Source organism: Corynebacterium sp. A21, from assembly GCF_052266655.1.
Lineage (GTDB): Bacteria > Actinomycetota > Actinomycetes > Mycobacteriales > Mycobacteriaceae > Corynebacterium.
This window is the reverse complement of record NZ_JBQPQY010000001.1, coordinates 538,358-564,854: the sequence shown is the minus strand read 5'-3', so window position 1 is coordinate 564,854 and position 26,497 is coordinate 538,358. Positions and strand designations below refer to the sequence as shown.

Here is a 26,497-nt window from a genome sequence, read left to right as displayed (position 1 = left end):
GTCCTTTCTCAGCCGATTCAGCCTCGGCGGCTATGTCTGGTGGGTGTCAAAGATGCGCCGGCGCGCGGGGTGATTGCTCAGCCGCGGCACCCACCCAAGGTGTTCCCACCCCACTGTACGGGGATGGCAGATCAGTTCACTCCGGTTGAGCCGTATCCGGCGGCACCACGCACGGTCTGGTCAAGATCCTCGACCTCAAGGAAATCAACCAGCTCGACCCGCTGGATCAGCAGCTGTGCGATGCGCATGCCGCGGGTGATCTCAATCTTCTCCACCGGATCGAGGTTGATCAGGTTGACCTTGATCTCTCCCCGGTAGTCGGCATCGACGGTGCCGGGAGCATTGACGATAGATAGTCCCTGGCGTGCTGCCAGGCCTGAACGAGGATGTACCAGGCCAACCGTGCCGAGCGGCAGGGCAAGCGCGACCCCGGTACCCACCAGGCCTCGCTGCCCGGCCTCCAGGGTGAGATCCTCGGCGGCGTAGAGATCGACACCGGCATCACCGCGGTGTGCCCGCGTCGGCATCGGCAGGCCAGGATCGAGTCGCTTCAGGGGGATGGGCCCGAGGGCGGCGCCGGGGGCGATGGACGTTTCTGCAGGGGAATTCTGGGTCTCACTCACCTTGCACAGCCTACGGCAGCGCCACTGCGGAGCTGGTGCTCAGGCAGGGCGGTGGCGGCTGTCCCCGCCGTAATTCCCCGGACACCCGGAAACTCGCTGGGGACTCACCCTTTCGGTGGGTGGTTCACCGGGCCGCCTTGGCTCCCCCAGTGGGTGCAGTACAGTGATGGGTTGTGACTGACTCTGGATCAACCGCCGCCAAGACGATCTACCGCGAACGACAGTGGGTCCCCGCCTATTGGTGGGTGCTAGCTGGGCTCCTGGTCGCCCTGGTTTCGGCGCAGTTCGCCCTGAACCGCAATATCTTCTGGCTGATCATTCCGGCGATCGTGCTCTCGCTGGTCGCTGTGTGGATTCTGGTCACCATGTCGGGCACGGTCATCAGCGTTGAAGAGGATGCCGATGGCACCCGCTGGTTACTCGCTGAGAAGGCGATGCTGCCCGATGAGATGGTCTCCCGCTCCCTGGCGGTCCCCGCCACCGCGAAGAGAAATGCCATGGGACGACAGCTCGACCCAGCGGCCTTCGTGGTCTCCCACGGCTGGGTCCACGAGATGGTGATGCTGGTACTCGATGATCCAGAGGATCCGACCCCCTATTGGCTGATCGGCTCCAAGAACCCGGAGGCCTTGCTGCGGGCTTTCCTGCCGGATCAGGTTGAAGCCGCCACCGCCACCTACCGCTCCTAAAACCATCCGAACCCGGCCCCAGCAGCCGGAAACACCAATGCCGGGCACCGAGGATCATCCCCCGGTGCCCGGCATTCGCTTCTTCACAGGCAGTTTATCGACGTCCGCCGACTACGGTGAGCCGCCGCTTATCGACGCCCCGGAGCGCCCAGACACCCCGGGGGCCAGCTCACCCCATGGGGGTGTGGCCCACGGCGGCCCCGGCCTGTGGTGCGGCCTCTGCAGACTAGGCGCAGTCCAGGCAGATGATGGATCCGTCGTCCTCGACATGCGAGATCCGGTTGTTGCGCTGGACGAGGAAGCAGCTGGCGCAGGTGAACTCATTGGATCGACGCGGCACCACGGTGACGTTGAGCTCCTCGCCGGAGAGATCCTGGGCCGGCAGCTCGAAGGGCTCGACGATTTCGCCGTCATCGTCCATCGGGGAGGACGATCCCTCGGCGGCCTTCAGCCCCTCCAGGGAGTCAGTTTCCAGTTCATCTTCTACGCGGCGACGCGGGGCGTCGTAATCGGTGGCCATTAGGTTGATTCCTTCAACTCGAGTGGGACCTAGCTTCAATTAAGCTGAAACCGAAGGTCAGCAGGTTCGACGCGCATAGTAAGTCACATTCGCCGCGTTGTCATACCGCCAGGTCAGAGGGGCTAAAATGGGTGCACTCAACGAGGTAGTGCGGCGACCACTCCACACTTCTCAAAGATCTCACCCAACGGCCCGGCCACCGATCCAGCCGCAGCGAAGCTGATTTCCCCGGCCACACCGGGCGTCGACAAGCTTGGAACCTTGACCACTGCGCCCGCCTCGGCGGCGATGATGGCGCCGGCGGCATAGTCCCAACAGTTGATCCCATGCTCGTAATAGGCGTCCACCGAGCCCTCCGCCACCGCACAGAAATCAAGGGCGGCGCTCCCCATGCGACGGATATCCCGGACCACCGGAAGGATCCCGGTGAGCACCTCCGCCTGTGCCCGACGCCTGGCCGAGGAGTAGCTAAATCCGGTGGCCAGCAACACCTGTGCGGGATCAGTGACCTCATTGACCTGCAGCTCACGCACCTGTGCCCCGAGCCGGCGGGTGGCACCTTCACCCCGGGCAGCGGAGTACACCGCCCCAGTGACCACATTGACCACCGCCCCGGCCACCACCTCACCGTCGATCGCGGCGCCGATGGACACCGCATACTGCGGCAGCCCGTAGAGGAAGTTCACCGTGCCATCAATCGGGTCAACCACCCACGACACCCCCGACACCGACTCCCGGGACGAGCCCTCCTCACCGATGATTCCATCCTCGGGGCGCAGACTCTCGAGTCGGTCGGCGATGAAGTCCTCGGCCATCGTGTCCACCACCGTGACCGGATCTACCGCCGAGGACTTGGTGGTCACGAACTGTCGGATATCCCCCAGTTCCTCGCGTTTCGCCGCGATTCTTTTCGCGGCGAGCTCTGCGGTCTCCACCGCGATCGCACGCAGGGTCGCCGGATCATTGCTTGCCTTTCCAGGCCTCGAGCTCACATTCTCAGTCATGGTTCCCATTGTGCCGCGATTGCCCAACCAACGCGGCAGCCCAGAGATTTGTAGACTCTGTGACATGACGAACATCGCTTTTGGAATTGATATCGGCGGGTCTGGCATCAAGGGGGCCAAAGTGGACCTGGACACTGGTGAGTTCATCGGTGACCGCATCAAAATCAAGACCCCCAAGCCGGCAACCCCCGACGCTGTTGCCGAGACCGTCCAGGAGATCCTCAACGAGGCAGAGTGGGACGGTGCCGTCGGCATCACCCTGCCTTCGGTGATCCGGGAACAGATCGCCTACAGTGCGGCAAATATCGACCCCTCCTGGATCGGCACCGATGTCCAGGAACTCTTCCAGCGGCATCTCGGTGGCCGCGAGGTCAGCGTGCTCAATGACGCCGACGCCGCGGGCCTGGCAGAGGTCACCTTCGGCGACGAAAAGGCCAAGGAGGGATCTGTGCTCTTCCTGACCTTCGGCACCGGCATCGGGTCGGCTTTCCTACTCAACGGCGAACTCTTTCCCAACACCGAACTCGGACACCTGGAGATCGGCGGCAAGGAGGCCGAGCACCGGGCTTCCTCCGCAGTCAAGGAACGCAAGGGCCTCAGCTACAAGAAGTGGGCCAAGCGGGTGTCCAAGGTGATGGCCGAGTACGAGCGGTTGTTCAACCCGCAACTGTTCATCGTCGGCGGTGGGATCTCCCGTGAGCACGAGGAATGGGTCCCACGGCTAGACATCAGCACCGAGGTTATCCCGGCCCAGCTGCGCAACCAGGCGGGCATCGTCGGCGCCGCCATGGCGGTGGCCAAGCACGTCGCCCCATAAGCTGAGGACCCAGCTTCCCGGCTCCCCCGAAACACTTCCGGGCAGCAGTCGTCGCCCCTTCCAGCCCATCCGCTGCGACGCAGTGGGGTTGGATCCTCTATACTGGGGCGTTGATCATGACCTCGCCTGTCTCCGGCGTGCCGTTTGTGTCCCCCCAGCCACCTTTGGGGCACACGGTTCCACCGGCAGGTTCGGCAAATTCATTAGTGTGTGCAGTATCGCAGTATTCGGGGCCAGCAATCAAGAGTTGCACCCCTGACTCACACCGGAAATAGCAAGCAAGGCGAAAGGGCGTACGTGGCAGCCACTGAATCTTCAGACAAGGCACTCGCACCCGGCGAGGACACTGCCGTGGGAAGTGCGGTCCCGGCAAGGAAGACCGCCGCAAAGAAGACCGCGAAGAAGGCTGTTCGCAAGGCGGCAGCTCCGCGGGCAGCTGCCTCGATGCCTGCTGCTCCAGCGGCACCGATAACCTACGCGGCTCCAGCGGCAGCAATCCCGGTGCCGGAGACAGCTGCGGACGAGGTCGGCCAGAGCGCTCCCGCGAAGAAGACCGTAGCGAAGAAGACCGCGAAAAAGACGGTCAAGAAGACCACCACCCGGAAGACCACCGCCAAGAAAACGGCGAAGAAAACGACCGCGGCCAAGGTCACCAGCTCCGCTGCTTCCAAGGCGACGAGCCCGGCAGGTACGGACGCGGACGAGGATGAGGAGGAGCAGGATTTCGATCCCGCTCTCGTTGTCGCTCAGGGCTTCGATGCGGTCGATACCGAGGAGGAGCTCGAGGCCGAAGAGGAAGAAGAGGAGGAGGCCGAAGACGATGGCGCCTCTGTGTGGGACGAGGATGAATCCGCTGCGCTGCGTCAGGCACGTAAGGACGCCGAACTCACCGCTTCCGCTGACTCTGTCCGCGCCTATCTCAAGCAGATCGGTAAGGTTGCGCTGCTTAATGCCGAGCAGGAGGTCTCCCTGGCCAAGCGCATCGAGGCGGGCCTCTACGCCACGCACCGGATGGAGCAGATGGAGGAGGCCTTCGCCGGCGGTGATAAGGAGGCCAAGCTGACCCCCGCGGTCAAGCGTGACCTTCGAGCCATCGCCCGCGACGGACGCAAGGCAAAGAACCACCTGTTGGAGGCAAACCTCCGTCTGGTGGTCTCCCTGGCCAAGCGTTATACCGGCCGTGGCATGGCGTTCCTGGATCTGATCCAGGAAGGTAACCTCGGACTGATCCGTGCCGTGGAGAAGTTCGATTACACCAAGGGTTATAAGTTCTCCACATATGCCACGTGGTGGATCCGTCAGGCCATCACCCGTGCCATGGCGGACCAGGCCCGCACCATCCGTATCCCGGTGCACATGGTCGAGGTCATCAACAAGCTGGGCCGTATCCAGCGTGAGCTGTTGCAGGATCTGGGCCGCGAGCCCACCCCGCAGGAACTCGCCAAGGAAATGGACATCACCGAGGAGAAGGTCCTCGAGATCCAGCAGTACGCCCGCGAGCCGATCTCCCTGGATCAGACGATCGGTGATGAGGGCGACAGTCAGCTCGGTGACTTCATCGAGGACTCCGAGGCTGTGGTCGCCGTGGATGCGGTCTCCTTCTCGCTCCTCCAGGATCAGCTGCAGGATGTCCTGCAGACTCTGTCGGAGCGTGAAGCAGGCGTGGTCCGACTCCGCTTCGGCTTGACCGATGGTATGCCCCGCACCCTGGATGAGATCGGCCAGGTTTACGGTGTTACCCGTGAACGTATCCGCCAGATCGAATCCAAGACGATGTCTAAGCTGCGCCACCCCTCGCGTTCGCAGGTGCTGCGCGACTACCTGGACTAGTCAGCGGACAACAAGAACCGGGCTCCGATGCCACCTTCACGGTGGGATCGGGGCCCGGTTTTTGTCTACTCCCGCCCCTTATCGACGCCCGGAAAATCCCGACCGGGGAGGTGCCGGCAAACAGTCCTGCACCTCGCCCGACATCAATGTCCCCTGTTCCAGTTCCTCTTCCTTGACCGCCAGGGGGCCGGGAGGTCCAGCCTCCACGTTGAGTGGTTTCGGCTGCCAGGGATCCTGCAGTCCCCGTCGACCATAAGAGAGCAACCGGTGCAGATACTCCACAGGACCGGGCTTGCCTGCCAGGTCCAGTAGCAGCGCGATAACCAGGGTGGCAAACCACACCCCGAAGGCGATCAACGAGAGCACGAAGGCACCTTCTCCCTCCCCCAGGTTCAGGGTGAAGGGCAGGACCAGGATCAGGAAGAACACCGACTGCAGCAGGTAGCCGCTCATCGAGCGCTGCCCCAGCGCCTTAAGCGCCCGGACAGGGAGCGAGAGTACCGGCGACTTCCCCGCCGCCCGGGCCGCATTATGACGGTCCTGCAATGGTTGACTGGCCAGCGCGATGGCCGCGATGATGGCGGGCCCGGTCAGCAGCCCGAAACCGGTGTTCAGCATCTGGAGTGCCGGGGCCAGTCTGGTCGGCAGTACCCCGATCTCCGCCAGTCCCCAGGGCAGGCCGATCAATAGGATGACCGCCACCCCGACCCCCACCATGGTCCACAACAGCTTGGCGTGGGCGCGAACATCGGTGAGGATACCCCGGCGCGCCAGGACGAAGCCGAAGATCATCAGCGGCATGAATAGGAATGCCTGGAAGAAGAAACCGACACCGACTATTCCGACCATCATGGCACCATTGCCCAGCACCTCGCCATAGCTCTCGGGAGGAGCGAACAACCCTCCGCTGGCACCGAACATCGCGGCGCTCTCCGGACTGATGGCGAGGAAGAAGGCGGACAGGGACATCGACACCAGGACGAGCATCTGGATGACCCCGGCGAGCCACAGCAGAGTTTTATCCCGGAGGGTGATCAGCAGGGCCAGGACGATGCCGCAGAGCCCATAGAAGAACATGATGTCGCCGAAGAAGAGAAAGATCGTGTGGACCACCCCGAACAGTGCCAGGACCCCATAGCGGCGGATGATCACCCAGCGGGCACTACCCAGGGGATACTGCCGGCGGGACAAACTCACGACGATCATGCCGATGCCGAACCCGAGCAGGGTGGAAAACATCGGCAGGCCACGGACGTGGACGAACATGGTTCCCAGCACCACGGTGATCTGGTCGAGGGCGCTACCCTCATAGACCCCGCCCAAGGACTTGGCCAGCTCCGCATTGGGGTGAGCCACCCAGGCGGTGCTCACATTGGCCAGCGCGATTCCCAGCAGGGTGAGCCCCCTGGCGATATCGGGGGCGATGAGTCTTTGTCGAATGGCGGTTCGACGGACCGGAGGCTGGTGCGGCACCAGGAGCGCTCACTTTCTTTTCAGGGGTATGGCAGAAGTCTTCTGCCCGGCTTCGCGGAACAGTAGAGTTCCAGGGCCTAGAGGTCCTCGACGCCGAGATTCTCCATGACGCAGGCTTCCTGCTCTGCGGAGTCCCTCAAGTAGAAGCACTCGGAGATTCCGGTGCCTTCGAGGAAGACGAAGCCGAAGATAATCACCGCAATCGGGATGATCACCGCGAGCAGTGAGAGCACGATCGCCACGATGCTCATGGCCATCCGGCGTCCGTTCCCCTGGATATTGCGGGCTTTGACCACCGCGATGATGCCGAGGATCACACCAACCAGGCCAAGTAGCGGCGCAAATAGGGAGAAAATAATGCTGAACATCACGACGAGCGCGGCAATCGAGACACCGAGTGCCCAGGGGGCGATCTTGTTCTTCATCTCGCCGGCTTCCCAGCCACCCGGGGCGTAGCCTCCTTGGTAGCCTCCTTGGTAGCTGCCCGGATCGTTGGAGGGCTGCTGGCCGGTTCCCGGGTAGGAGGGGTAGCCGGGATTGTTCTGCCCCGGGGCACCGCCGGCGTAGCCCCCGGTAGGTCCAGCCGGCGAACCGTAGGGATCATAGCCGGGATTCGGGTTGTTTCCCTGTCCCATGGAACCGTGATCAGCCCCTGAACCATTGGTTCCGTAGGGGTCCTGAGGGTTGGTCATGGTGGGTGCCTTTCAGCTGGTTACCGGTGCCAGCCAAGTCTCCCCCGGTGAGGGGGCACCGACACGGATGATTTTCGGGCAGTTTCGGGTGCAAGTCTACGGCCCATGCCCGATGAGGGCAGCTCCTTATTGAAATCGTTATCCTTTAGTCTCCCTCGGCGGGCGCTCCGACAAGAAAAATCCCGGGCTCCGCGCAGGAACCCGGGATCATCAGCGGCCGGTGTTGATCACCAGCGGCGGAGATAGGCGATACGATCCTGCAGCTGCTCCGCATTGCACAGTGCGGTGGGCGGCCCCCCGCAGGCATTGCGCGCCTCGGTATGGATGGCCCCGTGCGGTCGACCACTCTTTCCGGCGGTGATGGAGACTATCGCGTTGAGCTCCTTCCGCAGTTTCGGGAGCTCCTGACTAGCGACCTGGTCGACAGCGACCTCAGTGCCCTGGTTACGGGCCGCTGCCCGGGCCTTGGCCTCTGCTTCCTGCCGGTGGCGGGCTGCGTCGTCACGAGCGTCAAGCTGCTCCTCCTGCCGCTTGCGCAGCAGCGCGCGCATCTGATCGGCGTCGAGAAGCCCGGGAAGGCCGAGATAGTCCGCCTCTTCCTCGGAGCCGGCGAAGGTGGCCGTGCCGTAGGTCGAACCATCATAGATCAACGAATCCAGCTCGGCGTCTGCGCCGAGAGATTCATAGCTCTTCTCCTGGAGATCCGCCTCGTTCTCAACCTTGTTGGCCTGTGCGAGCAGGTCATCATCGAGTCCATCGGAGGGGCGGTCAGGTTTGCCCAGCACATGGTCGCGGGAGGTCTCCAACTTTGCGGCCAGGTCCAGGAGCACCGGTACCGAGGGCAGGAACACCGAGGCAGTCTCCCCTGGCATGCGCGAACGCACGAATCTTCCGATGGCCTGCGCGAAGTACAGCGGCGTCGAGGCGGAGGTGGCGTAGACACCGACCGCTAAGCGAGGAACATCCACGCCCTCGGAAACCATGCGGACCGCCACCATCCATTCATCGGTGGAGGCGGAGAATTCATCGATGCGCTCGGAGGAACCAGCTTCATCGGAGAGGACCACCGAGACCGGGGTGCTGGAGAGTTTCTCCAGGTGTCGCGCATAGGCGCGCGCGGTGGTCTTATCCGTGGCGATCACCAGACCGCCGGCATCGGGCATATTGCGCCGCAGCTGCTGCAACCGGGTGTGCGCCGCCTGCAGCACCGCCGGGATCCAGTCGCCCTTGGGGTCAAGAGCGGTCTTCCAGGCACGGGCGGTCTGCTCGGCGTTGAGCGGCTCCCCCAGTCGAGCGGCGAACTCCTCGCCGGCACTGGTACGCCACCGGGCCTCCCCCGAGTAGGCGAGGAAGACCACCGGGCGGACCACACCGTCGGCAAGCGCCTCGGCGTAGCCGTAGGTGTGGTCGGACTGGCTGACGAGGTGTCCCTCGCCGTCCTCGATGTAGCGGACGAAGGGGATCGCCGAGTCATCGGATCGGAAGGGGGTACCGGTCAGTGCGAGGCGATGTTCCACGTCGTTGTAGGCCTCGCGGATGCCATCACCCCAACTCTTGGCGTCACCACCGTGGTGGACCTCATCAAGGACCACCAGGGTGCGTTTCGCGGTGGAGATGGCGTGATGTTTGAAGGGATGCATCGACACCTGGGCATAGGTGACCACCACGCCCTGGTAGGCGGGGTTGATGGCATCCGAGTTGGAAAAACGCGGGTCCAGCGAGAGCCCCACCCGGGCCGCGGCCTGGGACCACTGCATCTTCAGGTGTTCGGTGGGGACCACGACGATGATCCGGTCCACCGTACGGTCCTCAATAAGTTCCGTGGCCACGCGCAGCGCGAAAGTGGTTTTACCCGCGCCCGGTGTTGCCACCGCGAGAAAATCCTTGGGGCGTTGCGCCAGGTACTTCGTCAAGGCCTGGCGCTGCCATATACGAAGTTGTCCCTTGCTCACTTCTTACGCAGGCCCTTGTAGATCCGCTCGCAGTCGGGGCACACCGGGGAACCGGGCTTAGCCTGCTTGGTCACCGGGAAGGTCTCACCACAGAGGGCGACGACCATGTTTCCCTGAACAGCTGACTCCACGATCTTGTTCTTCTTCACGTAGTGGAAGAACTTCGGGGTGTCATCTTCGGTGCTTTCCTGATCCCGCACCTCGGGGCGTTCAATGGTCTTCGTTGTCGTTCTCACGCTGTCCATCATGCCCCAATACCCCGATCAAAGGCACAACGGGTCTATCGTGTGATCCATGAATGAGGGCATTTACGAGGATGTTCCGGAGGATCCGTCCACCGGCGGACCGCCTCGCCGTAGGCGTTTCCGGCTACACCGGCGCCCGGCCACCCTGATCACCACCGCGGCCCGTTCTGCCTCGGAGAACCGTCACCACCGGGAGCGGGTCTACGCCGCCATCCAGATCGCACGGGTGCCGCTGCTGGTGTTGTGCGGACTGAGCGTGTTCTGGTGGGAGAACTGGTGGGTGACCGGGATCCTGTTTCTCATCTCGGTGCCGCTGCCGGCGGTGGCGGTGGTCATCGCCAATGAGAAGGGCGAGCGACGTGACCCCCGTAGCCGCAACGTCTATAAACCGGCGATAATCCGGGAGCTCGCGCAGCAGCAGGAACTCGAGGAACAGACCCACCAGGAGTTGTCCGCCAGAGAAGAACCGGAGACCATTGAGGCCGAAGACGATGACTCCGGGTCCCCCGAACGCTGAGCCAGCCCCATTCTCAAGATTTTTGACCCCCAACTGAGCCGGCCCGGCCGGCGGAAATGGACCACCACCGATGCGCAGTGAATTGACCGCCCTGGCCCGCCAACTGACCCCCGTGCTGCGGAAGGCAGGCTTCAGCGCCGATGGCATCGCCGCCCATCTGGGCCCCGAGATGACCGAGGCGATGCACCGTGGCGAGCCCGCTGCGGTGCGCTATGCCACCCGTGCCGGCAGTACCCTGGACCGGCTGATCCGTACCTTCATCCTCCGGGACCCGCTCTCCCCCGCCGACTTGGCGGGCCTGCTCGGTGCGGAACTGGCGCAGTCGCTTATCGACGCCGCGGTCTTCGCCGCTGACACTGCTGGCCAGGTCCGCCTGGGCATCGATATCCGCCCGCATGTGATCCTCGGCCGGGACCAGCTCGTCTTCTCGGATGCGGATGCCGCCATGACCGACCATGTCCCCGGCCCCGACCATGTCCTCGGTGTCGGCGCTGCCAGTCTCTCACTGCTGCAGGCCACGCCCGCCACCCCGGTGGGCACGGTCCTGGACCTGGGGACAGGATCCGGGGTGCAGGCACTGGGCCAGCTACACTGTGCCGACCAGATCACCGGCACCGACCTACACCCGCGGGCCCTGGATTTCGCCGAGGCCACCCTGGGCGCGGTCACCGGCGAAGGCGCTGCGGTGGAACTGCTCGAAGGACCCTGGTACGAACCGGTTGAGGGACGTACCTTCGACCGGATCGTCGCCAACCCGCCCTTCGTGGTCGGATTGCCCGAGGTCGGCCATGTTTACCGGGATTCCGGACTGGATCTCGACGGCGCCAGCGCACTGGTGATCGGCGAGGCACTCGATTACCTCAACCCAGGTGGCACCGCCCACTTCCTGGCGGCCTGGGTGCACACCTCCGAGGAATCCTGGGCGCATCGGGTGGCCGCCTGGTTCCCCGAGACCGGAGTCTCCGCCTGGGTGATCCAACGCGATGTGGCTGACCCCGCCCATTATGTGGGCACCTGGCTGCGTGATGAATCCCTGGATCCCCGCTCCGTCGAGTCCGATACCCGTACTGCAGCCTGGCTCCAACACTTCACCGAAGCCGGGGTCACCGGAGTCGGTTTCGGTTTCGTGGCGATGAAGAATATCGGCGAGGAACCCACCGAGATCCTCGCTGAGGAAATGACCCAGTCCTTCACTGACCCACTGGGCCCGGAGGTCGATGAGTACTTCACCCGGGTGGACTGGTTGCGTGGGGTCACCGCCGAGGAGTTCGGCGACTCCCGCTTCTTACTCCGACCCGGGGTAGCCAAGGAGGATGTCAGCATCACCGACACTGAAGCCGGCGTCGGTTTCACCCCGGCAGTGATGCGCCTGACCCGAACCGAGGGCCCCCGCTGGAGCCACGAGGTGGATACCCACCTCGCCTCGATCGTCGCAGGCCTCCATCCGCAGGGCCTGAGCTTTGCCGAGACGGTGGACCTCTACGCCATGGCCAAGGGGCTCGACGTCGAGAAGCTCCTTCCTGAAGCCGTGGCCGCGGTGAGCGACCTGGTCCGCCATGGTCTCGTGATCCCCGCCGAGCTCAGCGGCTACTGAAGAATTTGAGGAGCAGGACATGAAAGCAGTATTGACCCGGGTCAGTTCCGCCTCAGTCACGGTTGAGGGCGAGGTTGTCGGTGCCATTGACTGCCCCGCCACCGGTGGCCTGCTGGCGCTGGTGGGTGTGGGCCGGGACGATGCCGAAGATGCCTGGGAGACAATGGTCCGCAAGATCGCGGAGCTCCGCATTCTCGAGGGTGAGGTCTCAGTGCAGGATGCCGGCGCCCCGGTGCTGCTGGTCAGCCAGTTCACGCTCTACGGCCAGACCGCCAAGGGCCGCCGCCCCTCATGGTCCGAGGCGGCCCCCGGAGAACAGGCGGAGCCGGTGCTCGCCAAGATCGCCGCCGGACTACAGCAACGGGGAATCCAGGTCGCACAGGGGCAGTTCGGCGCGATGATGAAGGTCACCTCAGTCAACGAAGGACCGTTCACCGTGCTCGTCGAATGCTGATCCGCAACCTCACTGCAAACCGGATCGGGGGCAGAGCGATCCCGAGGCAGGTGCGCTCAACCACCCCCGCGCTTTTCCTTCTTCCCAGTTCAGCAGGGGTTCGCCCCACCCCATGAATGCAAATAAAGGCGGCGGGAACTTTATTCGGGCATGTCCCGTTATCTCATTAGTACCGGCGATACCGAGGAGGCCCCGATGACAACAGCGTCTGCAGTGGACATCGATGTTGAGGAAAAGACAGAGGAAAAGGATCGCGGCAGCCGCCGAGGTCAGACCAATGACAATCCTTCGGCGGACCTGGTCCGCGTGTATCTGAACGGAATCGGAAGAACCGCGCTGCTCACCGCAGCGGACGAAGTTGAACTCGCCCAGCAGATCGAGGTGGGGCTCTATGCCCATCACCTGCTCAACGATCCGGAGCAGAAACTGACCCGCGCTATGAAGCGCGATCTGAAGGTACTAGCCAAGGAAGGTAAGAAGGCCCGCTCCCATATTCTTGAGGCCAACCTGCGTCTGGTGGTCTCCCTGGCCAAGCGTTACACCGGCCGCGGCATGCCTCTGCTCGACCTGATCCAGGAAGGCAACCTCGGGCTGATCCGCGCCATGGAGAAGTTCGACTACGCCAAGGGTTTCAAGTTCTCCACCTATGCCACCTGGTGGATCCGACAGGCCATCACCCGCGGAATGGCGGACCAGTCCCGCACCATCCGCCTGCCTGTCCATCTGGTGGAGCAGGTCAACAAGCTCTCCCGTATTAAGCGCGAGCTTTACCAGCACCTCGGCCGTGAGGCCACCAATGAGGAGCTGTCGGAGGAATCCGGCATCGAAGAGTCGAAGATTGAAATGCTGCTGCGCCAGTCCCGCGATCCGGTGAGCCTGGATATGCCGGTCGGTGCTGATGAGGAGGCACCGCTGGGTGACTTCATCGAGGATGCCGAAGCCACCGATGCCGAGACCGCGGTCGTCGCTTCGCTGCGCCACTCCGATATCCGTTATGTCCTGTCCACCCTCGAGGAGCGGGAACAGGATGTCATCCGGCTGCGTTATGGCCTTGATGATGGTGTGCCGCGCACCCTCGACCAGATCGGCCGCCGCTTCGGGCTTTCCCGGGAGCGGGTCCGCCAGATCGAGCGTGAGGTCATGAGCAAGCTCCGTGACGGCGAGCGTGCAAACCGGCTGCGCGATTACGCCCTCTGAGTTCTGCCAGATCCCGTTCTACCTGACCGTGTCCCCGGCTTTCCGCCGGCGGCACGGTTTCTTCTATTGAGCTGGGAAGCTCGCTAACGCGACCACCGGCGGGAATCGATTGCCGGAACTCACGCGTCCCGACAGGACCTTCTCCACAGCCTGCACCAGGCCGGAAATAGTTGGCGACCATTATCGGTTGACGCTATAAGGTAGTGTGAATCTATAAGCATCAGAGCTTATTATCAATCACCAGCGGAAATTGTGCCGCCCCGACCAGCACCCGCGATTGATCAATCTGCTTCACTGCTATCGTTCTGCTCTACACTTGACATGCCATAAGGCCGTCCCCGGAATTCTGAAGAAAGGTTCTCGCGACGTGAAGGACTTGGTAGATACCACCGAGATGTACCTGCGTACGATTTATGAGCTCGAAGAGGAGGGCATCATTCCGCTGCGCGCGCGGATCGCGGAACGCCTGGAGCAATCCGGTCCCACCGTCAGCCAGACGGTCGCCCGTATGGAACGCGACGGACTTGTTGTGGTCCGCCCCGACCGAAGCCTCGAAATGACCGTGGAAGGCCGCCAGCTGGCCACCGCTGTCATGCGCAAGCACCGTCTTGCCGAGCGGCTGCTCACCGACATCCTCGGACTGGACATCACTCAGGTCCACGAGGAAGCCTGCCGCTGGGAGCACGTGATGAGCGATGAGGTCGAAAAGCGCATGGTCGCTGTCCTCAATGACGCTTCCCGTTCCCCCTTCGGCAACCCGATCCCCGGTTTGGCTGACCTCGGTCTGGACAACGAGGAAACCCCTGATGCCGGAATTCGCGCGGTCGATCTGCCCAACGGTGAGAAGCTCTCCGCCCGCATCGTTCAGCTCAACGAGATCCTGCAGGTCGATGTCGTGCAGTTCGCGGAGCTCCAGAAGGCCGGCATCGTCATCGGTGCCACCGTCGATATCATCAACGACCACGGTCGGGTGCGCATCACCAAGGATGAGCACGAGGTCGAGCTGATGGACGATCTCTGCCACGCCGTGCGCATCGAATTACTCTGAGGTTTCTTCCCCCCCCCGAAAACTGGTCCACAGAAGAGGAAGTAGTCCCGCATGAAGCTCCTGGTCACCGGTGGTGCAGGTTATGTCGGCAGTGTCTGCACCGCAGTGCTGACTGAGCGAGGCCATCAAGTCACCGTCATCGATGATCTGAGCACCGGCAACCGTGACGCGATCCCGGCCGCCGCAGAATTCGTCGAGGGAAGTGTGCTGGAACTCGCGGCTGAAGTACTTGGCCGCGGTGGATTCGATGGCGTCATTCATTTTGCCGCGCGTTCCCTGGTCGGGGAATCCGTGGCGAAGCCGGAGATCTACTGGCAGGACAATGTGGTGACCACGCTGGCATTGCTGGACGCCATGCATGCACATGGTGTGGGCAACCTGGTTTTCTCCTCGACCGCCGCCACCTATGGCGAGCCGGCGTCGGTGCCGATCACCGAGGACATGCCCACGGCGCCGACCAACCCCTATGGCGCCACCAAGCTCGCCATTGATCACGCCATCACCTCTTATGCGCATGCCCACGGTATCGGTGCCACCAGCCTGCGCTACTTCAATGTCGCCGGTGCCTACGGTGCCATCGGTGAAAACCGGGAGATCGAGACTCACCTGATTCCGCTGGTGCTCCAGGTTGCGCTCGGCCACCGCGACAAGATCTTCATCTTCGGCGAGGACTGGCCCACCTCGGACGGCACGCCGGTCCGGGACTACATCCACATCCGCGACCTCGCGGATGCCCACGTGCTGGCGCTGGAGTCCAACCAGCCGGGCACCCACCGAATCTACAACCTCGGTTCAGGCGACGGTTATAGCGTGAATGAGGTGATTGAGATGGCCCGCAAGGTCACTGGTCATCCGATCCCCGCTGAAGTTACCGAGCGTCGTGCCGGTGACCCGGCAACCCTGATCGCCTCCTCCGAGAAGATCAAGCGTGAGCTGGGCTGGAACCCGACCCGCACCGATCTGGAGATAGTGGTCAAGGATGCCTGGGCCTTCAGTAGTGCGCTGGGAGACCGGGCGCACGCGGCACAGCGCTCCAGGTAACCTCGCCTCCCCCGCCGGGATCCCCGCGGGATCAGGGTTCCACCGGGGAGTCATTCCCGGGAATGCTCTGTCCGGTGTCCGCCCCAGCCCCAGACTCAATCGTTCGCAGTGCCTGCGGCACCCGATATTTATCGGCCACCAGTTCACTACCGCGCCGCGTGGCCTCCAGTATCGCCTCGTGGACGCCCGCCTGTGCGCCATCAAGCAGGAGTGAACTGAGGGTGTGACCAGGAACCTCCCGCTGCGCGGCGAGCAACGCCGGGGCCACCTGCATCGACAGCTGAGCCGCAACCGCCACCACCGCATAAAGCGATAAGGCATTGGCCCGGATAGTCTCGCCGAAGGTGCGGGCCACCGCCAGTGAGAGGGCCAGCGCAGCCCTCGGATATTTCAGCCCGGTGCTGAGCACAGCATCGCGGAGCAGACTGTCGGAGAGGTAGACAGCGACTGTCACCAGCGTCTCCTCCTCTTCCATCAATCTGCCGGCGTCCGTGCCGGTCTCCTCAATTTCAGCGAGCACCAGCCGGAAATCGGAGATGACCGCCCCCAGGGCAGTTCCCTCGCCCTCCATGGCCTCCCGGTTGATCAGGGTGCAGAGTTCGTCTGCGTGGCGGGCGGCGAAGGATTCCAGGGCGGCGGTCTCCGCGGCGTCGAAAAGCGGATTGAAACGATTGAAGTAGTCAAAGACCGCGGAGCGCTCCAGCTCCGGCAGCTGACCATTGCGAAGCAGCGGTGCCATGGCGACCGCCGAGGATACCGGTGAGATCTTCCCTCGCTGCCAGTCGGTGGAGTTATTCATCAACCGGGTCAACTGCTGCTCACCGGGACCGAATACAAGTTGATAGGGTTCCCCGGTCACCACCTCACGGGCTGTCCAACAGGCACTGAGATCCATCAGCCCAGCGTTGACCCGCTCATAAAGATCCAGCGCAATGTGCTCCATGGCACTCTCATCGCCGGTGGTGATCAGGAAACCGAACACCAGATCAGGTTCTTCATTATGGAGCACCTCAGCCACTTCCTCCAGGGCCGCAAGATCACCGATATCCAGGCGCATCACCGGACCCAACAGGAAGCGCTTCGTGTGTTCGACACGGTGGAAGGTGGCCAGAACGAGGGATTCCCGGGGATAGAAACCGAGGATCCCCGGCAGATTGGCGAAGAGGTCGGCGGGTGTGCACTGCGTGATTGTCGAAGTCATGGCATTGATCTTGGCCAGATTCAGACACTCTGTCCTCCGCTGCTCAGCGATAGTGACGGAAGCTGTGGACTAACGAAGTTATTCACAGGGGGCAGCCAGCCCGACATGCGGTGGACTCGTCGATAGAGGAAACTGGTTCGGATAGAATGTAGGGAACGCGCAAGCGGTACCCCATGCCTTTGAGGTGTCGGGAGAACTGAATTGAATCGTGACGGAAATATTTTGCCCGCAGGTTTGTTGTGGTTGATACAGCACGACTCAACTTGAGGTCACCGAATTAACACAGTGCAGGCCGCGGTGCCTCTGCAATCTCAAGTCTGCAAAATCACGGCGACGCCCACATACGGTCGGGCCGTAAGACACACCGTAGTAATGAGGAGGATGACCATGTCGGAGAATTCTCGCCGCATGTATGAGCTGGAGTACCCGTCACCGGAGGTGATGAATCAGGATCAAAAGGGACCGACCCTGGTGATCGCACTCCAGGGCTACGCCGATGCCGGTCATGCTGTAGACGCCAGCTCCCGGCACCTGCTGGCCGCCCTGGATAATCGCCTTATTGCGTCCTTCAACAATGATGAGCTGATCGATTACCGCTCACGGCGCCCAGCGGTGACCATCGATGTCAACCACATCAGCTCTGCGGAGCGGTTGAACCTGAACATGAGTGTGCTGCGGGACAGTGAGGGCAAATCATTCCTGATGCTCTCCGGCCCGGAGCCTGATCTGCGTTGGGAGGCCTTCACCACTGCGGTGGCCGATCTCGTGGAGAAGTTCAATGTCGAACAGACCATCTGCCTCTACGCTGCCCCGATGACTGTGCCTCATACCCGTCCGCTGGTGGTCTCCGCCCACGGCAATACTCCGGAGCTGATGAAGAATCTCTTCAACTTCGAGTCTCGGATGACGGTCCCAGGTTCAGCTTCCCTGCATATCGAGCGTGAGCTACACAAGCGTGGACTCAATGTTGCGGGTTACACCGCGCATGTACCGCACTACCTGGCGGCCTCGCCTTACCCGGATGCCACCCTCAAGCTGCTCGAGGCAGTCGCCGAGGCCGCCCAGCTGAAGCTTCCGCTGCTGGTCCTGGAGGCTGATGCCCGGCGAGTGGCCAACCAGCTCGTTGAGCAGGTTGAAGACAGCGGTGAGATCCAGCAGATCGTGCACGCCCTGGAACACCAGTACGACGAAGAGTTCGAACGTTACCGCAAGAATCATCCGCAGGCGGCACTCCCCGGGGAGCAGAACCTCCCCACCGGTGAAGAACTCGGTGAACAGTTCGAACAGTTCCTCGCCGGTCTTGACGACGCCGCGGATGGCAGGGACACCTCGGATCCCACCAAGCAGGCCGGGGACCCAGCTCAAGGCGGTGCCACCGGACCAGATGTGGAACAGCATTGGGAGAGCAGCACCGAGGAAGAACTCGGGGAAACTCCCGAGAACCCGGCAGACAACACTGAGGAAAGGGACTCAGGATCTGACTCCCAAGTCGAGGAAGAAGACTAACCGCATCCCCGGAGAGCACTGAATTCCCCCGGGGAGGTGAGTTGAACCAGTTGGGTTCAACTCACCTCCCCGGGGGTTTCCTCACACCAGGTCTGGTGCAACAGCTACCTTGGTAGGTGTGAACTTAACCCAGATGCTGCCTGACTTATCGGAAGTCCCCGAATCCCTGCTGGATGAATCAATCTTCGATTCCTTCCTGTCCTGGACCCGGGAGCGCGGTATCTCCCTCTACCCCGCGCAGGAAGAGGCCGCCCTGGGCATCCTCACCGGGGATAACGTCATTTTGGCGACCCCGACCGGCTCCGGCAAGTCCATGGTGGCCAATGCTGCGCACTTCATCGCCATGGCACGCGGTCAGCGTTCCTTCTATACTGCGCCCATTAAGGCGCTGGTGAGTGAAAAGTTCTTCTCCCTCTGCGAGATCTTCGGACCTGAATCAGTGGGCATGATGACCGGTGATGCCACGGTCAATGGATCCGCCCCGATCATCTGCGCCACCGCGGAAATCGTCGCGAATATTGCGCTGCGCGAAGGCGCCGACACCAGGATCGACCAGGTGGTGATGGATGAGTTCCACTACTACTCCGAGCCGGATCGTGGTTGGGCCTGGCAGGTACCGCTGCTGGAGCTACCGAAGGTCCAATTCCTGTTGATGTCAGCCACCCTCGGTGACACCAACTTCCTGGAGCAGGACCTGAGTGAGCGGACCGGCCGAACCACCACCTTGGTGGCCGGCACGGAACGCCCGGTCCCGCTGGAGTTTTCCTATGTCTACACCCCGGTGCACGAAACCGTGGAGGAGCTGCTTGAGACCGGCAAGTCACCGGTCTACATCGTCCACTTCACCCAGCGCGACGCCATTGAGCGTGCCCAGGCGATGACCTCGATCAAGATTATCGATGAGGACACCAAGGACAAGATCGTCGCCGAGATCGGTGACTTCCGGTTCAGCACCACCTTCGGGAAGACCCTGTCCAAACTGCTGCGCAAGGGCATCGGTGTGCACCACGCCGGCATGCTGCCCAAGTACCGTCGTCTGGTGGAGAAGCTCTCCCAGACCGGCCTGCTCAAGGTCATCTGCGGAACTGACACCCTGGGTGTGGGCATCAACGTCCCCATCCGTACTGTGCTCTTCACCGGGTTGGTCAAGTATGACGGCACCCGGGAGCGCGTGCTCAAGTCCCGTGAGTTCCACCAGATCGCCGGCCGGGCAGGCCGTGCCGGTTATGACACCGTGGGCACCGTGGTCATCCAGGCTCCGGAACATGAGATCGAGAACTGGCGGCTGCGTCAGCGCGCCGCGGCGGACCCGAAGAAGCTGAAGAAGCTGCGCAAGAAATCGGCCCGGCCGGGCGAGGTGACCTGGACGGAGAAGACCTATGAACGGCTGACCACCGCAGAGCCGGAGAACATGCAGTCACAGTTCAAGGTCTCCAACTCCATGCTGCTTAATATCCTCTCCCGACCGGGCGATGGCTACGAACACCTGAAGAAGCTGCTCCGCGGTAACCATGACACCCGCGCCCGGCAGAACCAGGACATTCTCACCACCATCGATCTGCTGCGTGGCTTGGTCAACGCCGGCATCGTCGAGCGGGTCGAGGAGGGTACTGATGAGCAGGGCCGGAAGTACCATCTGACCCAGGAACTGCAGCGGGACTTCGCGCTGAACCAGCCGCTCTCCCCCTTCGCGCTGGCTTCGCTGAGCCTGTTGGACAAGGAATCCGAGACCTATACCTTGGACGTGATCAGTACCTTCGAGGCGATCCTGGATGATCCCCGCCAGGTGCTCATCGCGCAGCAGAAGGCGGAGCGCGGTGAGGAGATCGCCGCTCTGAAGGCCGAGGGTGTGGACTACACCGAGCGCATGGCGATCATCGAGGATGTCACCTGGCCCAAGCCGCTCCACGAGGAGCTGGAATCCGCTCTCGAGATCTTCGCCGAGGGACACCCCTGGGTCAAGGAATTCGACATCAGCCCCAAATCCGTCGTGCGCGACATGATCGAGCATGCGATGACCTTCTCCGATCTGGTGGCCACCTACGGCCTCGCCCGCTCCGAGGGCGTGGTCCTGCGCTACCTCACCGATGCCTGGCGCACCTTGCAGCACACCCTCCCACCGGAGCACCGGAATGAGGAGCTGGAGGACATCATCGTCTGGCTGGGTGAGCTTGTCCGGCAGGTCGATTCCTCCCTCGTGGATGAATGGGCGCAGATGGCGGATCCTGATGCCCCGATCTCCAAGGAGGCACTCGCCCGGGAACTGGCCTTCGGGGTCGAGGATCCGACGGCGCTGAGCAGTAACCCGCGCGCCTTCAAGATCATGGTCCGCAACCTGATGTTCCGCATCGTGGAGCTCTTCGCCTTCGAGAAGGAGGACAAGCTCACCGAGATGCTCGAATACCTGGACTCCAAGCCCGACTTCGGGGCGGCCCTGGACGCCTACTTCGATGAGTACTCAGACCTGGATACCGGCCCCGCTGCCCGTGGACCGGAGTTCTTCCGTCCCGGCGAGATCAAGGACCGCAGGCTACCGGTGCGCCAGGTGATCAAAGACCCGGAGGGCGAGAACTCCTTCGCCCTGGTGGCCGTGGTGGACCTCGATGCCTCCGATGAGGCCGGCGAGGTGCGCCTGGAGTCCCTGCAGATCGAGTACTCCTGAAAACTAAGGCGCGCTTATCGACGCCGCGTGGAGGTGCCCTCGGGTCAGCGATGCTCACCCGAGGGATGACGGGTAGGTCTCGGGTATCCGCCCAATTGCCCTCCCGGAGGGCATCATCTGGCCGGTGCTCGAGATCTACCCGTCAAAGTGTGGGCCGCAGATCTACTTCTTCTTCGACCGTCGCCATGCCTGGAAGAACACCACAGCCAACAGTCCCAGCGTGACCCACAGCAGGTACTTGCTGACCATTTCGACCACGTTGAGGACCGGATCACCAAATTGGAATCCCAGCCACATCATCAGGCCGTTGATCACCAGGATGCTCGTGACATTGACTAGCAGGACGATGGCCAGCTTCACCTTGAGCAGGCCGGCCACCGCATTGAGGACAGTTCCCGGGACAGGACCGGGCAGGTAGCCCAGCGGGACAAGGGACAGGGTCCACACCTTGGTGCGGGAGGTCTCTGATTTCACTGCCTTCTGGAAGAGTCGGTGGGCACGCGGCATGTACTGCAGCGACATGTCGATGAACTCCATGCCCCAGCGTTTGCCCATCAACCAGTAGATGGGCATGAACTTCACCGCACCGATAACGGTGCACATCAGGTACACCAAAAAGTGTCCATTACCCACCGAGACGTTGGCACCGGCCACCACGGAACTGGTATAACCGCCGACCAGCAGGGTGTATGCCAGTGGCTCGGTGAGCAGCCAGGCCCGGAACGGGATCATCCCCAGGGAAAAGAGCCCCATCGCCAGCAGAGCGACGAATAAGATGATGTCCGCGCGCTCGGGTTCGGCGAGAAACTTAGGCAGTTCCGGTTCTGATTTCTTCTCCGCCTGGGCCACAACCTGGTCGGTGTTGACCGGACTGGCAGGGAACCTGAGCTGTTCCGGTTCATCGTTCTGCGTCATGGGTGCAGCCTAGCGCGAAACAGGTCGGTTCCAGGTACAGACACCTTGCGGCAGCCACGGTTTCCCACTGCCTCAGGTCAGCGGCACCTCGTCATGCGCTGCGTTAATGAGCTTTCGATGCTCTGGCTGAATTCTCCCCTGCGGCGCGTTTCGCTTCAAACTCTTCTCCTGTCATTCCGGCATAGGACTCAAGACCCAGGCCAATGTCTTCCCCAGGCTGCACGTCCATCGTGCCTGCTCGCCAGACTAGCCGTAACTCAACTAGCTCAATACCGGACTTCCCCGGTCATGGCGCAGACCCGGGCCTGCTCGCGGCGTCGATAAGCGGCACAGCACAAAGGCACCCTCCCCGGAAAAACTCACGGGGAGGGTGCCTTGAAAATCTGAGGTCTAAGACCTCAGTGGTCAGGGGTGCTCTTAACGAGCAGCCTCAACCTGAACAACCTGGGCGATGGCCTGGATGACAGCGGCAATCTTGACAGACTCCCAGACCTGCTCCTTGGTCAGACCCTCTTCACGCACGGTCTTATCGTGGGCGACCATGCAGTGCTCGCAGCCGTTGATGCTGGACACAGCCAGCGACCACAGCTCGAAGTCAGCCTTCTCCACGCCGGGCTTGGAGATGATGTTCATGCGCAGACCGAACTTGACCTGTGCGAAATCATCACCGAGCCAGCCCTTGGCGCGGTAGGCGACGTTGTTCATCGCCATGACGGTGGCTGCACCGAGTGCTGCCTCGAAAGCCTCGGCCGACAGGTGCTCCTTGGCCTCTTCGGCGATCTCGGAAAGCACGGTGTCATTGCGGGTGGCTGCCGCAGACGCCAGCAGGGTTCCCCACAGCTGCTGCTCGTTCAGCTCAGAGGAACGGGTCAGCGAACCGAGGTTCAGCTTCTGGTCCTTGGCGTACTCGGGCAGGTTAGAACGCAGATTCTCGATCGACATTACTTGAGCTGCTCCTGGACGACATCCATCTTGTTGATGTTCTTGGTCGGGTCGTTGGCCTGCCAGTTGCAAGCACAAACTTCCTCAGACTGCAGAGCATCGAGAACACGCAGGACCTCGTCGACGTTACGGCCGACAGCATCCGGGGTGACGGAGACGAACTGGATGACGCCGTCCGGGTCGATGATGTAGGTCGCACGGTCTGCGACGCCCTCAGCGTTCTCGACGCCCAGTGCACGCATCAGATCGTGGCGGACATCAGCGAACATCGGGAAGGGGACGTCCTTCAGCTCGGGGTGGGTTGCACGCCAGTTGAAGTGAGCGAACTCGTTGTCGCCGGAGCCGCCGAGCACCTGAGTGTCGCGGTCCTGGAACTCTTCGTCCAGCTTGCCGAAGGCAGCGATCTCGGTCGGGCAGACGAAGGTGAAGTCCTTCGGGTAGAAGAAGACGATCTTCCACTTGCCTTCGTACTTGTCCAGAGAGACGGTCTCAAAGTAATCTTCCGGCGCCTGAGCGTTAGCCTCGTGCAGGTCGCCGCCCTTAAGAGCGGTGAGCTGGAACTCGGGGAACTTCTCGCCAACAGTTGCAATTGCCATAGATATCTCCTCAAAATCAGTGAACGTGAGATCGGTGCGAACCGCACTCCCGACAGCAGTCGGGCGCGCCGAAAAACCCCTGCCCCGGCGATCTTTGGGGCTGGAGAGCGTTTCGGCGATGGGACCCATTATGCCTAATAATTCAAAGAAGGTCAATAGCTATCGCAACTAAGTTGGATGTATAGTCATAGGCATGAACAATAAGGAGTACCGGCCCACACTTGCTCAGCTGCGAACCTTCGTCACCATCGCGGAGAACAAGCACTTTGGTACCGCAGCCAGCAAACTAAGCATTTCCCAACCCTCCCTTTCCCAGGCACTGGTGGCCTTGGAAACCGGCCTCGGAGTGCAGCTGATCGAGCGTTCCACCCGGAAGGTGATTGTTACCACAACGGGTGAAGAGCTCCTCCCCTACGCCAAGTCCACCCTCGATGCGGCAGATGCCTTCCTGGCCCATTCCCGGGGGGCAAACGGCACACTCAATGGGCCCCTGACGATCGGCATGATCCCCACGATCGCCCCCTATATCCTCCCCCACCTGCTGCCGTCGATCCATCAGCAATACCCGGCGCTGGAGCCCCGAATCGTCGAGGATCAGACCCGCCACCTGCTGCAGATGCTTCGGGACGGCCAGATCGACGTCGCGCTCATGGCTCTGCCCTCCGAGGCTGGCGGCATGGTCGACCTACATCTCTACCGGGAGGAATTCACCATCGTTGTCCCTGAGGATCACCCGCTCGCCGGCCGGGTCAACCTCGGACTCGATGCACTCCAGAAACTGGACCTGCTACTCCTCGATGACGGTCACTGCCTTCACGACCAGATCCTCGATCTGTGCCGCAAGGCAGACATCAACCTTTCCGAGGCGGCATCCGCCGTTACCCGGGCGTCCAGCCTGACCACCGTCATGCAACTGGTGATCGGTGGCCTGGGCTCCACCCTGGTCCCGATGAGTGCCGTCGACAGCGAATGCCGCCGACCGGGTCTGGCTACCGCCTCCTTCAGCGAAGCAGTCTCCGCGGAACGCCAGATCGGCCTGGTCTACCGAAGCTCCAGCTCCCGCGCTGAGGACTTCAAGGCCCTGGGCGATGTGATCACCGCCGCCTTCGAGAAGGCCAGCGCTGCCGGCGCTGAGGTGCTGCAGCAGGCTCGGACAACGGTCGAGGCCTAGGAGCCGCTTCCTCAGGTTCTTCGACCGCGGTGATCTGAGCGCAGAGTGGTAGCGCAGAGCAACTTATCCAAGCACTACTAAACTGGATCCCGGATCTGCACACGGTGGGAGACCCCGGGCACTGCCCGGACCATGGAAGTTGATATTCAGCAGGATCGCACGAAACCTCTGAGAACAACCAGACAGGGAGATATAGCCATGACGGCGATTGCTGACCACGACGCCTACATCGCCGCCGCACCCGAGACCTTCCGGCCCTCGCTGAGAGGGTTGCGCGGGATACTGTCCCGCACCCTGCCGGAAGCAGAGGAGATCGTGGCTTACAACATGCCGGGATTCAGGATCGGCGGCTCGATCGTCGCGAGCTATGCAGCGTTCAGCAAGCAGTGCGGGCTGTATCTCCTTCCAGGTGCCATCTCCGAACATGCCGAAGAAATCGCGGCCGCCGGCCTAAAGCCGACGAAGACGGGCATCACCTTCTCGCCGCGCAAACCGATCCCGGACGACCTCGTCGAACGGTTGGTGCGGGCTTCGCGAAAGGACGCCGGAGTCTGAGAGTTCCGTCTGTTTAACAGGCAAGCGATGATCCCTGGTCGTCCAGAATCCATTGCGGGGCCGGAGACTGTCCTTCGAATCCGAATCGTCCCGGATCAAGAAAAGGTCCCTGTCCCACCGGAAATTTTATGTTCCGGTGGGATGGGGACCTTTAGATCTTGTGCGCCGGACATCAGCTCCCGGGCAGCACCAATCCGGTGGATCAGGCCAGGCGGAAGGGTTCGCCGGCGATCTGACGGTAGATGTGGGCACTGATCAGCAGGCTGGCGGGAGCGAGGATGATGATGGCGAGACCTAAGGTCACGATCGCACCCACAAACATCAGCAGACCGGCAATGACGTTGTAGGCCAGCAGCTTCAGATAGTTGCGGGCACCGTCACGGAAACCGTGCTTGATGGAGCCGAGGAAACCCTCGCGCCGATCAGCGGCATACCAGGCCATATAGGAATAGAGCGGCGTGACCAGCAGGATGACCAGGAACAACACCAGCATGCCCAGAATCATTCCGATGACCTCCGCTCCTCCCGGTACCTCACCCGACATCAGGGTAGGGGCAATCGTGAGGGCGACCAGGATTCCGCCGACCAGGCCGGCAACCACACCGATGATCACCAGCACACCGAAAGTGGGCCAGAAGTTCAGTTCCTCCCAGAAATCACGGAGCTTGATCTTCGGCTTGTCCACCTGCTTCAGGGCACCGGTGTAGAGCAGCACAGAAAATACGATGCTGACCGCACTCACCAGGAAGTTCGCGATATCACCGGTGACCGTGGCCCCACTGATATTATTCGGATCGACGGTGGCCAGGCTGATCACACTCGAAATCGCGACCAGCAGGAAGAAAAAGATCACGGTGCCCAGGATCCAGATCAGCGCATTAGAGAAGACCGACTTGAATCCGAAACGGACCGCCATCATGATGTCGACGCGACCGTCGCCCCGCACCAGCTGACCGGCGGCGGGCTGCCCGCCATTGCCCTGATATCCCTGGGCGTAGCCGTGGTATCCGGGCTGACCCTGCTGGCTATAACCGGTGCCATAATCGTTGTATCCCGGATACTGCGGACCGGTGGAATCCGGCCCCGGGAAGCCCTGCGGCTGATCCTCCGGATGCGGAGTAGAAGGGTACGGCGGGAAGTTGGAAGCAGAATTATCCTGCGGTTCCTTGTTTTCATCCTCGTTGTTCCCATAAGGGTTGTAATTCGGGGGCTGTGTCATGCGCGCAGTCCGTCCAATAGGCAATAGGTGATCT

Annotated in this window: 25 protein-coding genes; 13 read left to right on the top strand and 12 right to left on the bottom strand. The window is 62.2% G+C overall.

The genetic code is table 11. The features are described 5' to 3' along the window. Positions 1-131: 131 nt before the first annotated feature. Positions 132-587, bottom strand: a complete 456-nt coding sequence (dut, locus tag ACTU46_RS02535) for a dUTP diphosphatase (RefSeq protein WP_443379417.1) — start codon at positions 585-587, stop codon at positions 132-134. A gap of 209 nt (positions 588-796) precedes the next feature. Between dut and ACTU46_RS02530 the strand changes: the two genes are divergently transcribed. Further along, positions 797-1,312, top strand: a complete 516-nt coding sequence (locus tag ACTU46_RS02530; RefSeq protein WP_443378614.1) for a DUF3093 domain-containing protein — start codon at positions 797-799, stop codon at positions 1,310-1,312. A gap of 226 nt (positions 1,313-1,538) precedes the next feature. Here ACTU46_RS02530 and ACTU46_RS02525 read toward each other — a convergent pair whose 3' ends face one another. Continuing rightward, the gene (locus ACTU46_RS02525) at positions 1,539-1,832 is read right to left on the bottom strand and encodes a DUF4193 domain-containing protein (RefSeq protein ID WP_443378612.1); all 294 of its coding nucleotides are present in this window, start codon (positions 1,830-1,832) and stop codon (positions 1,539-1,541) included. Between the two features lie 137 nt (positions 1,833-1,969). Beyond that, positions 1,970-2,836, bottom strand: coding sequence for an inositol monophosphatase family protein (locus tag ACTU46_RS02520; protein WP_443378610.1), 867 nt, complete (start codon positions 2,834-2,836; stop codon positions 1,970-1,972). Positions 2,837-2,900: 64 nt separating this feature from the next. Here ACTU46_RS02520 and ppgK point away from each other — a divergent pair, with 64 nt between their 5' ends. Together ppgK and ACTU46_RS02510 are read left to right on the top strand one after the other, a co-directional pair. Then, a complete protein-coding gene (ppgK, locus tag ACTU46_RS02515; RefSeq protein ID WP_443378609.1) occupies positions 2,901-3,653 on the top strand; it encodes a polyphosphate--glucose phosphotransferase in 753 nt (250 codons plus the stop codon). Between the two features lie 255 nt (positions 3,654-3,908). Continuing rightward, the gene (locus ACTU46_RS02510) at positions 3,909-5,483 is read left to right on the top strand and encodes an RNA polymerase sigma factor (RefSeq protein ID WP_443379415.1); all 1,575 of its coding nucleotides are present in this window, start codon (positions 3,909-3,911) and stop codon (positions 5,481-5,483) included. Positions 5,484-5,561: 78 nt separating this feature from the next. Here the strand turns inward: ACTU46_RS02510 and ACTU46_RS02505 are convergent, their stop codons facing one another. The 4 genes from ACTU46_RS02505 to ACTU46_RS02490 all read right to left on the bottom strand — a co-directional run bounded on the left by ACTU46_RS02505 (position 5,562) and on the right by ACTU46_RS02490 (position 9,836). After that, positions 5,562-6,956, bottom strand: a complete 1,395-nt coding sequence (locus ACTU46_RS02505; protein ID WP_443378607.1) for a DUF418 domain-containing protein — start codon at positions 6,954-6,956, stop codon at positions 5,562-5,564. A gap of 77 nt (positions 6,957-7,033) precedes the next feature. After that, the gene (locus ACTU46_RS02500; protein WP_443378605.1) at positions 7,034-7,648 is read right to left on the bottom strand and encodes a DUF4190 domain-containing protein; all 615 of its coding nucleotides are present in this window, start codon (positions 7,646-7,648) and stop codon (positions 7,034-7,036) included. A 227-nt stretch (positions 7,649-7,875) separates the two neighbouring features. Further along, complete coding sequence (locus tag ACTU46_RS02495) at positions 7,876-9,600, bottom strand: DEAD/DEAH box helicase (RefSeq protein ID WP_443378603.1); 1,725 nt, start codon at positions 9,598-9,600, stop codon at positions 7,876-7,878. Next, on the bottom strand, positions 9,597-9,836 hold the full coding sequence (locus ACTU46_RS02490) for a DUF3039 domain-containing protein (protein ID WP_443378601.1): 240 nt from the start codon (positions 9,834-9,836) through the stop codon (positions 9,597-9,599). The genes ACTU46_RS02495 and ACTU46_RS02490 overlap by 4 nt, the downstream gene beginning before the upstream one ends. A gap of 58 nt (positions 9,837-9,894) precedes the next feature. Between ACTU46_RS02490 and ACTU46_RS02485 the strand changes: the two genes are divergently transcribed. The 6 genes from ACTU46_RS02485 to galE all read left to right on the top strand — a co-directional run bounded on the left by ACTU46_RS02485 (position 9,895) and on the right by galE (position 15,696). Beyond that, complete coding sequence (locus tag ACTU46_RS02485) at positions 9,895-10,362, top strand: DUF3099 domain-containing protein (RefSeq protein ID WP_443378599.1); 468 nt, start codon at positions 9,895-9,897, stop codon at positions 10,360-10,362. A 70-nt stretch (positions 10,363-10,432) separates the two neighbouring features. Beyond that, on the top strand, positions 10,433-11,956 hold the full coding sequence (locus tag ACTU46_RS02480) for a DUF7782 domain-containing protein (protein ID WP_443378597.1): 1,524 nt from the start codon (positions 10,433-10,435) through the stop codon (positions 11,954-11,956). 19 nt (positions 11,957-11,975) lie between these two features. Then, positions 11,976-12,410 (top strand): D-aminoacyl-tRNA deacylase, encoded by a 435-nt coding sequence (dtd, locus tag ACTU46_RS02475; protein WP_443378595.1) that lies wholly within the window; start codon positions 11,976-11,978, stop codon positions 12,408-12,410. A 195-nt stretch (positions 12,411-12,605) separates the two neighbouring features. After that, positions 12,606-13,607: a sigma-70 family RNA polymerase sigma factor gene (locus ACTU46_RS02470; protein ID WP_443378593.1), complete on the top strand. Its 1,002-nt coding sequence runs from the start codon at positions 12,606-12,608 to the stop codon at positions 13,605-13,607. 367 nt (positions 13,608-13,974) lie between these two features. Continuing rightward, positions 13,975-14,655 (top strand): iron dependent repressor, metal binding and dimerization domain protein, encoded by a 681-nt coding sequence (locus ACTU46_RS02465; RefSeq protein ID WP_443378592.1) that lies wholly within the window; start codon positions 13,975-13,977, stop codon positions 14,653-14,655. A 51-nt stretch (positions 14,656-14,706) separates the two neighbouring features. Then, on the top strand, positions 14,707-15,696 hold the full coding sequence (gene galE, locus ACTU46_RS02460; protein WP_443378590.1) for a UDP-glucose 4-epimerase GalE: 990 nt from the start codon (positions 14,707-14,709) through the stop codon (positions 15,694-15,696). Between the two features lie 31 nt (positions 15,697-15,727). Here the strand turns inward: galE and ACTU46_RS02455 are convergent, their stop codons facing one another. Next, complete coding sequence (locus ACTU46_RS02455) at positions 15,728-16,897, bottom strand: DUF4192 domain-containing protein (protein ID WP_443378588.1); 1,170 nt, start codon at positions 16,895-16,897, stop codon at positions 15,728-15,730. Positions 16,898-17,284: 387 nt separating this feature from the next. Here ACTU46_RS02455 and ACTU46_RS02450 point away from each other — a divergent pair, with 387 nt between their 5' ends. Together ACTU46_RS02450 and ACTU46_RS02445 are read left to right on the top strand one after the other, a co-directional pair. Beyond that, complete coding sequence (locus tag ACTU46_RS02450; protein ID WP_443378586.1) at positions 17,285-18,403, top strand: PAC2 family protein; 1,119 nt, start codon at positions 17,285-17,287, stop codon at positions 18,401-18,403. 118 nt (positions 18,404-18,521) lie between these two features. Further along, positions 18,522-21,065: a DEAD/DEAH box helicase gene (locus tag ACTU46_RS02445; RefSeq protein WP_443378584.1), complete on the top strand. Its 2,544-nt coding sequence runs from the start codon at positions 18,522-18,524 to the stop codon at positions 21,063-21,065. Between the two features lie 162 nt (positions 21,066-21,227). On the opposite strand, the gene ACTU46_RS02440 is transcribed toward ACTU46_RS02445, so the two are convergent. From ACTU46_RS02440 to ACTU46_RS02430, 3 genes are all read right to left on the bottom strand, one after another. Next, complete coding sequence (locus ACTU46_RS02440; RefSeq protein WP_443378582.1) at positions 21,228-21,980, bottom strand: DedA family protein; 753 nt, start codon at positions 21,978-21,980, stop codon at positions 21,228-21,230. Positions 21,981-22,397: 417 nt separating this feature from the next. Further along, positions 22,398-22,922 (bottom strand): carboxymuconolactone decarboxylase family protein, encoded by a 525-nt coding sequence (locus ACTU46_RS02435; RefSeq protein ID WP_443378581.1) that lies wholly within the window; start codon positions 22,920-22,922, stop codon positions 22,398-22,400. Next, positions 22,922-23,518: a peroxiredoxin gene (locus ACTU46_RS02430; protein ID WP_443378580.1), complete on the bottom strand. Its 597-nt coding sequence runs from the start codon at positions 23,516-23,518 to the stop codon at positions 22,922-22,924. Before ACTU46_RS02430 ends, ACTU46_RS02435 begins: the two co-directional genes overlap by 1 nt. A gap of 193 nt (positions 23,519-23,711) precedes the next feature. On the opposite strand from ACTU46_RS02430, the gene ACTU46_RS02425 reads away from it, so the two are divergent. Then, entirely contained in the window at positions 23,712-24,689 is a 978-nt protein-coding gene (locus tag ACTU46_RS02425; protein ID WP_443378579.1) for a hydrogen peroxide-inducible genes activator, read from the top strand. A 198-nt stretch (positions 24,690-24,887) separates the two neighbouring features. Further along, positions 24,888-25,244 carry an iron chaperone gene (locus ACTU46_RS02420; RefSeq protein WP_443378577.1) on the top strand — a complete coding sequence of 119 codons (357 nt, stop codon included), beginning with the start codon at positions 24,888-24,890 and terminating at the stop codon, positions 25,242-25,244. A gap of 202 nt (positions 25,245-25,446) precedes the next feature. Here the strand turns inward: ACTU46_RS02420 and ACTU46_RS02415 are convergent, their stop codons facing one another. Then, positions 25,447-26,463 carry a hypothetical protein gene (locus tag ACTU46_RS02415; RefSeq protein WP_443378575.1) on the bottom strand — a complete coding sequence of 339 codons (1,017 nt, stop codon included), beginning with the start codon at positions 26,461-26,463 and terminating at the stop codon, positions 25,447-25,449. Positions 26,464-26,497: the final 34 nt, after the last annotated feature.

What these genes read in the sequence shown, in the direction of transcription:
- ACTU46_RS02440 (WP_443378582.1), bottom strand. Translation starts at nt 21,980, where the DNA reads ATGACGCAGAACGATGAACCGGAACAGCTCAGGTTCCCTGCCAGTCCG.
- ACTU46_RS02415 (WP_443378575.1), bottom strand. Translation starts at nt 26,463, where the DNA reads ATGACACAGCCCCCGAATTACAACCCTTATGGGAACAACGAGGATGAA.
- ACTU46_RS02420 (WP_443378577.1), top strand. Translation starts at nt 24,888, where the DNA reads ATGACGGCGATTGCTGACCACGACGCCTACATCGCCGCCGCACCCGAG.
- dtd (WP_443378595.1), top strand. Translation starts at nt 11,976, where the DNA reads ATGAAAGCAGTATTGACCCGGGTCAGTTCCGCCTCAGTCACGGTTGAG.
- galE (WP_443378590.1), top strand. Translation starts at nt 14,707, where the DNA reads ATGAAGCTCCTGGTCACCGGTGGTGCAGGTTATGTCGGCAGTGTCTGC.
- ACTU46_RS02430 (WP_443378580.1), bottom strand. Translation starts at nt 23,518, where the DNA reads ATGGCAATTGCAACTGTTGGCGAGAAGTTCCCCGAGTTCCAGCTCACC.
- ACTU46_RS02470 (WP_443378593.1), top strand. Translation starts at nt 12,606, where the DNA reads ATGACAACAGCGTCTGCAGTGGACATCGATGTTGAGGAAAAGACAGAG.
- ACTU46_RS02480 (WP_443378597.1), top strand. Translation starts at nt 10,433, where the DNA reads ATGCGCAGTGAATTGACCGCCCTGGCCCGCCAACTGACCCCCGTGCTG.
- ACTU46_RS02450 (WP_443378586.1), top strand. Translation starts at nt 17,285, where the DNA reads ATGTCGGAGAATTCTCGCCGCATGTATGAGCTGGAGTACCCGTCACCG.
- ACTU46_RS02485 (WP_443378599.1), top strand. Translation starts at nt 9,895, where the DNA reads ATGAATGAGGGCATTTACGAGGATGTTCCGGAGGATCCGTCCACCGGC.
- ACTU46_RS02435 (WP_443378581.1), bottom strand. Translation starts at nt 22,922, where the DNA reads ATGTCGATCGAGAATCTGCGTTCTAACCTGCCCGAGTACGCCAAGGAC.
- ACTU46_RS02520 (WP_443378610.1), bottom strand. Translation starts at nt 2,836, where the DNA reads ATGACTGAGAATGTGAGCTCGAGGCCTGGAAAGGCAAGCAATGATCCG.
- ACTU46_RS02525 (WP_443378612.1), bottom strand. Translation starts at nt 1,832, where the DNA reads ATGGCCACCGATTACGACGCCCCGCGTCGCCGCGTAGAAGATGAACTG.
- ppgK (WP_443378609.1), top strand. Translation starts at nt 2,901, where the DNA reads ATGACGAACATCGCTTTTGGAATTGATATCGGCGGGTCTGGCATCAAG.
- ACTU46_RS02500 (WP_443378605.1), bottom strand. Translation starts at nt 7,648, where the DNA reads ATGACCAACCCTCAGGACCCCTACGGAACCAATGGTTCAGGGGCTGAT.
- ACTU46_RS02425 (WP_443378579.1), top strand. Translation starts at nt 23,712, where the DNA reads ATGAACAATAAGGAGTACCGGCCCACACTTGCTCAGCTGCGAACCTTC.
- ACTU46_RS02455 (WP_443378588.1), bottom strand. Translation starts at nt 16,897, where the DNA reads ATGACTTCGACAATCACGCAGTGCACACCCGCCGACCTCTTCGCCAAT.